This window comes from Eubacterium sp. ER2 (assembly GCF_000765215.1).
Classification (GTDB): Bacteria; Bacillota; Clostridia; order Lachnospirales; family Lachnospiraceae; genus Claveliimonas; species Claveliimonas intestinigallinarum.
Genome location: NZ_JPJE01000023.1, coordinates 26,901 through 34,704, shown reverse-complemented (window position 1 = coordinate 34,704; position 7,804 = coordinate 26,901). Strand labels below are relative to the sequence as shown.

Here is a 7,804-nt window from a genome sequence, read left to right as displayed (position 1 = left end):
CTGCGGTGGTCTTGTTGTGATACTCTTTTTTCAACCTGTATAAAATTTTCAAAGTTCATTAATTTCTGCTTGACTTTTTATTTGCAGACTTTATTTTCCATTCTTTATCTTTAATAGAAGGGATAGAAGACAGGCAGGAGTACCATGCTGACCACAAAGCACACAGCGCTGACTGCCAGGCCCGGTTTGATGAAATCCTTAAATCTCACATTTCCCGGCTCCAGGATCATGGAGTTGGCAGGAATAGCCATGGGTGTGCACACCGCCACGCTGCTGGCAATAAACACAGCGATAACCACCGCCCGTGGATCTGCTCCGAGGGCTTCCGCAATAGTCCAGGCAATAGGACACAGAAGGGTGCAGGCAGCCGTGTTGCTCATCACCTGTGTCAGTCCCCATGTCAGGATCCAGAGAGCTGCCATCAGGATAATGGGGCTGGCATTTCCCGTCAGAGAGATCACAGCATTTGCGATCATCTCGCCGGCTCCGGTGTTGTTCAGAGCATCTCCAAGGGGCATCATGAAGGCCAGCATGAACACGGTCAGTATCTCAAAGGAGGCAAATGCCTCTTTCTCCGTCAGCACTCCCGCAAGCACCAGCACTGCGGCCCCCAGACATGCGGTAATATGGATCGGGGGCAGGAAGTCCAGATAATCCTTCAGTACCATTCCCACAATGGTCAGTATCATGACAACCAGTGTAAACGTCCTCTTCCACTGAGGAATGTGGCTGTAGTCCGGGTTGTCCTCTATCTTTCTGCCGCTCTCACGCTCAGCGATCAGCTTGTCCCCGAAGAAGTAGTACAGCACGCCCACTGCGATCAGCATGGGAATTCCGATCTTGGCATACTCGAAAAATCCCACTGTCATTGTGCCTCCGCTGAACTGTTCTATCGTATTCTTGGCAATCAGATTACCCGGAGACCCGATGATAGAGATGTCCGCTCCAATGGTGGCACCTGCCACAAGCGGGATCAGGAGCTTAATCGGCTTGATGCCCGCTCCCCCCGCGATCCCCATAACAATGGGAAGAAGGATGGCCACGGTGCCGCTGTTGGACACAAAGCCGGACATGACGCCAGAGAAAAGGAAGACCACCAGCATCAGCCCTCTCTGGCTTTTCGTGTGCTTCAGCATCATCTGGCTGGTGGTGTAGGCCAGACCTGTCTTGAAAAAGGCCGCCCCAACCACACACATGCCAAGGATCAGGAGTACATTGGAATTGACCACGCTGGCAAAGATTTCTTCAGCCCCGATAACCCCTGTAAAATAGAGGGCCAGCGGGACGCAGAAGGCCACAAGCCCCATGGGCAGTTTGTCTATGACAAACAGGACTATGGCCGCCACAAGAATGATCAGTGTAATAGCTGCCTGAGACATAACCGCACCTCCCTATACAAACCTGCAGACATGGCCTACAGCAATGTCTGAGAACCCGAAGGCCTCAGCCTTTGTCATCTTTCCGTTGCAGATATCCCTGATGGTTCCCACCATCTCCCGGCCCATTTCCTGGTAGGTCTTCTCCCCGCTCACAATGGGACTCAGATCGATATCCATATTGTCCTCCATCTTCTCAAATGTCCGCCTGTTGGCCGTCACCTTCAGCACAGGGACGATGGCGTTGCCTGTGGGCGTTCCCCGGCCTGTGGTAAAGATCACAGCCTGGCAGCCTGCTGCCACCATAGAGGTTACAGAGGAAATGTCGTAGCCCGCCGTGTCCATGATAATAGCTCCGCGTTTGGTGGGGCGCTCCGCCTGCTCCAGCACCTCCACGATGGGCCTTGTCCCGCCCTTGCGGATACATCCGAGACTCTTTTCATCCAGCGTGGACAGACCCCCGGCCTTGTTGCCCGGCGTAGGCTGCCCTGCCCGGCAGTCCTGGCCGGCCGCCGCCAGATGCTCCTCATATCTGCGGCATACATCGATGACCTGGTCGTGGATCCTGCGGTCTGCCGCCCGCTTAGCCACCACGTGCTCACCGCCGATCCACTCGATGGACTCGCTCATCATGGAGGTAGCCCCCATGTCTACCAGGATATCGCTCAGCTCTCCCACCGCCGGGTTGCTGGCAATCCCGGACGTGGCATCCGAGCCTCCGCACTCTATACCCAGGAAAAATTCAGACACATCGAACAGCTCCTTCTGCTGCATAGCCGCCTCTGCAGCCATATCCCTGGCAGCCCTCACAGCCTTCTCAATGGTCTTCAGCGTGCCCCCTTCCTCCTGTATTCCAAAAGACACCCCCGGCTTGCTTGTCATGGATTGGATCTTTTCCCTCAGCTTATCATGGGGCACTGTCTCGCATCCCAGTCCGATGATGACCACGCCGTACACGTTCGGATTGCAGGCAAATCCGGTCAACACCTTCTGGCTCATGGCTGTGTTGGCCTCCACGTCGGAGCAGCCCGTGTTGAACACGATGTTCACCGCTCCCCTCACCTGACTGGCCACAACCCTGCAGCTCTCGCTTCCGCAGGCGCAGGTAGGAAGGATCAGCACGTGATTTCGGATGCCGGGACGTCCCTCCGCCCTGCGGTAGCCCCAGAACTGAAATCCCTTCATGTCCGGCGCCCCCTCTGACTGTCTGGCACACATCTCAAAGTCATTCCCCGCCAGCTCGCTGTCGTAATCCCTGGGAACGCTGAACAGATTGTGGTCAGCTACCCAGCCGCCTGTCCTGATCTCACAGGAGGTCTCTCCAAGGCTCTCCCCGTATTTGATAACCTGCCCTCCCTTCGCGATATCTGCGACCGCAGCCTTATGGCAGTAGGGAATGGGCTCAAGAGCCGTGACTGTACAGACCTCTCCGCCTTTTCTGTAGACGATCTTCTCTCCTTTTCCCACCTCACTGACACAGGTAACTACATTGTCCGTGGGATCCATCATCAGCGCATTAATTTCCATAAAAATATCCTCCTCTTTTTCCTGTTCCCAACTGCTCTTTGCCGGCTTTCGCAGATTGTTTTTCTTTTTGTATCTTTACAGTAACACGGAAAATCTATATAATCAATTTTATAAAATATATATTAGTATTAATCAAATTTATACAGGAGGAAGTCATGGAACAGGAGATGAAATACATTTACACAGTCTACAAACACGCCAGCTTTTCCAAAGCCGCAAGCGCGCTATTTATGACTCAGCCCGCCCTGAGCCTTGCGGTCCAGCGGGTGGAGGCGAAGGTTGGCATGCCCCTCTTTGACCGCACCTGCAAGCCTCTGAAGCTGACCGCCGCCGGGGAGCTGTACATCCGGAAATACGTGGAGATCGAAAACCTGGAAAACGAGCTGGAGCAACAGATCAATGATCTGTCTACTTTGCAGGCGGGGACGCTGCGGATCGGCGGCTCCCACTACATCAACTCCTACGTTCTCCCTCCCGTTCTGGCCGCCTTTGCCCGGGAATACCCGAAAGTGCGCCTGGAACTGACAGAAGCCGGATCCAGCGATCTTCTGCAAATGCTCTACGACCACGACATTGACATCACCTTCAACTGCACCGAAAAGCCAAACGACTCATTCCGGAGAGCCCCCTGCTTTATCGACATGATCCTTCTGGCCGTCCCAGCGGATTTTCCGGTCAACCGTCGTCTGGCTGACTGCGCCTTCACCTCCGATGACATCCTGGAGAAAAAGCACCAGCTCTTCGGGACGCCCGGCGTTTCAATGGCAGAATTTGCCGACACTCCCTTCATCCTTCTGACTCCCGGCAACAATCTCTACAGCCGGAGCAGCCGTTTCTTCGAGGAGGCCGGCGTGACACCGGATATCCGCCTCCAGGTATCCCAGCTGGTCACCGCCTGGCACCTCTCCTGCGCAGGTATGGGCGCCGCCTTTATCAGCGATTTTCTCGTCACCTCCCGGACCGACAAGGTCCTGTTCTACAAGATCAGCTCCCCCGGCACGATCCGCGTCTTCGATATAGCCATGTCCGGGCGGCACTATGTCTCAAACGCCATGAAGGCCTTTGAGGAGCTGTTCCGCGAATGGTACGGGATGAATATTCCGGACAGAGAGCCGGAGAGATAAAAAAGCGGGAGGAACCGCAGGGGCTGTATGCCCGCGGTCCCTTTCCAGCACTTCCCACATTACATTTACCTTACATTTCTGTCATTTTCACAAATTCTTCGCCATGATGTGCTACAATACGACCCGTAAAAGAAAACACACGGAGGAAATGCTTATGGGTTCCTATGTACACATCATACTGACGGCTGTGATCGCCTTTCCCTTTATCGCCTTTTTATTTACCTTTCCATACATCATCTACAACTACCGGAAGTACGGCTCCGTGCTCAGCTTCCGCATCCTTGTGGTGTACTCCTTCATCCTGTACCTGCTGTGCGTCTACTTCCTTGTCATCCTGCCCCTCCCCTCCATCCACGAGGTGGCGCAGATGACAGGGCCCCGGGTGCAGCCGGTTCCCTTTATGTTCATACGGGACATTTTTAAGGAGTCCTCCTTCCGCCTGGGGGATCCGTCCACCTGGCTCTCTCTTGTCAAAAACGCCGCCTTTTTCCAGGTGTTTTACAACTTCCTCATGGTCATGCCCTTTGGCATCTATCTGAGGTACTACTTTCGGTGCAGCTTTAAGAGGACTCTCCTCTTCTCCTTCCTCCTGTCCCTGTTCTTTGAGCTGACTCAGCTCAGCGGCCTGTATTTTATCTATCCCAGAGGATACAGGCTCTTTGACGTAGACGACCTGATGAGCAACACCCTGGGCGGCGCTGCCGGATACCTGTGCGCGCCTGCCCTCATGCGGCTTCTCCCCTCCCGGGAGAACATGGACAAAGCCAGCCTGCGCAGGGGCCAGGAGATCTCCCTGACCCGACGCCTGCTGGCCCTTTGCTTTGACCTTTTTCTCATCTTTATTGTAAACAGTGTACTCCTTGCGCTGATCCAGGAGGAATGGGCAAAGGACAGCCGGCTTTCTCTGCTCCTCGCCTTTCTCTACTACACCCTTGTCCCCACCCTGACAGGGGGACGAACGCTGGGGAAGCTCATCCTGAGGATGCGCATCGCGGGGACAGACGGGGCTCGCCCGAAATGGTATCAGTATGCCCTCCGCTGTGGCAGCCTGCTGGCCTATCTCTTCGCGTTGCCCCCGCTTCTGTCCCTTCCCACCTTTCTTGTCTGGTTTTTCTATCTGCTGTGGACAGCCATCCTGGCTGTCCGGCACCGGGAGCTGTTCTACGAGAGGCTGTCCCGGACGAAAAATGTGAGCACCGTGCCCTGTGAGGATCCGTAATCGGCAGGGCGGCATCTCCAGGCATTGGCCGCTCGCTGTCAGAGCAGCTCTCCCCTAGAACATGGGCTTCAGGCACCTCACGATCTGCTCCACCACCCGGACAAAGCTTTCCGTATCTACAGACGGATTGTTCAGATAGGCGTGGTAGGTCCCCTGGATGCAGTAGGACAGGAGAATATCCTTCTCCGGATCCCTCTCATACTCCGGGTATTTCCTGTAGATCACCTTCTTCAGCTCCCCCTCCAGCTGCACGCCAAACCGGCTCTGCTCCTTCCCTGAAAACAGGATTTTTATAAGAGAAATATTGGACAGAAAGGCAAGGCAGAGGGCCCTTGTAAACACGTCCGGGTTCTCTGCGGAGTGTCCCTTCAGATCCGGGATGCTGCTCACAATGGAGGCCACGGTCTCCTTTTCCAGCGTCTCGGACAGGGCGTAAATGTCCGTGTAATGGGCATAAAAGGTTGATTTGTTGATGCAGGCCGCCGCGCACAGCTCCCTGACCCTGATCTTCTCCAGAGGCATCCTGGCCCGCAGCTCCATAAAGGCGTTTCGGATCGCCCTCTCCGTCTTTTCTATTCTTAAATCCATAATATCCTCCCATACCTGCCGCTTTTAACCGACCATTTTTCAAAAGGGTTGGTTTTCCGACATATTCGGTTTATTGTCGGTGGACATCCCTCTGTGACCTGTGATAATTATAGGATATAAAACGACTTGTGTCTATTATCTATGCGCATGATTTACGGAGGATAGCTATGGATTTTTATGGATTTTATACAGGGAAAATTTTTGACGCCTACGAATATCTGGGGGCCCACGCACAGAAGGACGGAACCACCTTCCGCACCTTTGCTCCCTCTGCCTCGCGAGTCTCCCTCATCGGGGAATTTAACGACTGGCAGGAGACGCCAATGGAGAAGGTACATGACGGAAATTTCTGGGAGGTTCACATGGAGAAGGCGCTGCCGGGCATGATGTACAAATACCGGATCTACGGCGGCGACGGCCGCTGCATCGACCACTGCGATCCCTACGGGTACGGCATGGAGCTGCGTCCCAACACCGCCTCCATCATTCGCAGCCGGGACAGCTTCCGTTTCCGGGATCAGGCCTGGATGAAGAAGCGGTCCGACTGTACGGACAAGCCTCTGAACATCTATGAGATCCACTTCGGCTCCTTCAGGAAGCCCTCCGGGGAGCCGGACGACTGGTATACCTATGAGCAGATGGCCGATATCCTGATCCCCTGGCTGAAAAAGACAGGCTACAATTATCTGGAGATCATGCCCCTGGCCGAATACCCCAGCGACGAGTCCTGGGGATATCAGGGAACCGGATTTTTCGCTCCCACCTCCCGGTACGGCACAGCCGACCAGCTCAAATACTTTGTCAACGCCTGCCATCAGAACGGCATCGGCGTGATCCTGGACTTTGTGCCAGTCCACTTTGCTGTTGACGACTATGCACTGGCCCACTATGACGGCACAGCCCTCTACGAGTATCCCCACTCCGCCGTGGGGCAGAGCGAGTGGGGAAGCTGCAATTTCATGCACTCCCGGGGAGAGGTCCGAAGCTTTCTCCAGTCAGCGGCCTTCTACTGGCTCTCCGAATTTCACATAGACGGTCTTCGGATGGATGCCATCAGCCGGGCCATCTACTGGCAGGGACAGCCGGAGCGGGGCGTGAACCAGAACGCGGTGGGATTTCTTAAGTACATGAACCAGGGACTGAAAAAGTTCTTCCCTGACGCCATCCTGTCGGCGGAGGACTCCACCTCCTTCCCGGACATCACGAAGCCGGCCGACCAGGGCGGCCTTGGCTTTGACTATAAGTGGGACATGGGCTGGATGAACGACACCCTGGACTACTTCCGCACAGATCCCGCCTCCAGGGTGCGGGATTACCACAGGCTCACCTTCTCCATGGCCTACTACGGTCAGGAGCGGTACCTTCTCCCCCTGTCGCACGACGAGGTGGTCCACGGGAAGGCCACCATCCTCCAGAAGATGTACGGGGACTACGACGGGAAATTCCCCCAGGCCAGAGCCTTCTACATGTACATGTATGCCCATCCCGGGAAAAAGCTGAACTTTATGGGAAATGAAATCGGACAGCTCCGGGAGTGGGACGAAAAGCGGGAGCAGGACTGGGATCTGCTGACCTATCCCATCCACGATGGCTTTTACCATTTCATGCGGGATCTGAACCACTTTTACCTGTCCTATGCCTCCCTCTGGGAGCTGGACTATGATGCAGAAGGCTTCCGGTGGCTGGACTGCCACGAGGAGGAGAAATGCGTCTACGCCTTTGAGCGCAGAAGCCAAAGGGAACGCCTTGTGGCCGTCTTCAATTTTTCCGATAAAGCCTGGGTGGATTTTGATCTGAAGGTGCCCGGAGCCAGGGAGCTAAAGCCTGCGTTTTCCAGCGATCTGGAACCATACGGGGGCTCCCGCCGGAAGCAGGAAACGCCCCTGGCGGAAGAGGATCACGTCTTCCGGATAGAACTGGAGGCCTACTCGGCACAGTATTTTCTGGTAAAATAGCACAGATCCGTGCAC

Annotated in this window: 6 protein-coding genes; 3 read left to right on the top strand and 3 right to left on the bottom strand. The window is 55.0% G+C overall.

Annotated elements, in window-relative coordinates; genetic code table 11:
- Nucleotides 1-110: 110 nt before the first annotated feature.
- Together NI21_RS0109125 and NI21_RS0109120 are read right to left on the bottom strand one after the other, a co-directional pair.
- Nucleotides 111-1,379, bottom strand: a complete 1,269-nt coding sequence (locus NI21_RS0109125) for an SLC13 family permease (RefSeq protein WP_033125928.1) — start codon at nt 1,377-1,379, stop codon at nt 111-113.
- A 12-nt stretch (nt 1,380-1,391) separates the two neighbouring features.
- Complete coding sequence (locus NI21_RS0109120) at nt 1,392-2,903, bottom strand: UxaA family hydrolase (protein ID WP_242842835.1); 1,512 nt, start codon at nt 2,901-2,903, stop codon at nt 1,392-1,394.
- Nucleotides 2,904-3,058: 155 nt separating this feature from the next.
- On the opposite strand from NI21_RS0109120, the gene NI21_RS0109115 reads away from it, so the two are divergent.
- Both NI21_RS0109115 and NI21_RS0109110 read left to right on the top strand, forming a co-directional pair.
- Nucleotides 3,059-4,027, top strand: coding sequence for a LysR family transcriptional regulator (locus NI21_RS0109115; RefSeq protein ID WP_033125927.1), 969 nt, complete (start codon nt 3,059-3,061; stop codon nt 4,025-4,027).
- A gap of 154 nt (nt 4,028-4,181) precedes the next feature.
- Nucleotides 4,182-5,246: a VanZ family protein gene (locus NI21_RS0109110; RefSeq protein WP_033125926.1), complete on the top strand. Its 1,065-nt coding sequence runs from the start codon at nt 4,182-4,184 to the stop codon at nt 5,244-5,246.
- 54 nt (nt 5,247-5,300) lie between these two features.
- On the opposite strand, the gene NI21_RS0109105 is transcribed toward NI21_RS0109110, so the two are convergent.
- Nucleotides 5,301-5,834, bottom strand: a complete 534-nt coding sequence (locus NI21_RS0109105) for a TetR/AcrR family transcriptional regulator (protein WP_033125925.1) — start codon at nt 5,832-5,834, stop codon at nt 5,301-5,303.
- A 167-nt stretch (nt 5,835-6,001) separates the two neighbouring features.
- Between NI21_RS0109105 and glgB the strand changes: the two genes are divergently transcribed.
- Entirely contained in the window at nt 6,002-7,789 is a 1,788-nt protein-coding gene (gene glgB, locus NI21_RS0109100) for a 1,4-alpha-glucan branching protein GlgB (protein ID WP_033125924.1), read from the top strand.
- Nucleotides 7,790-7,804 lie beyond the last annotated feature (15 nt).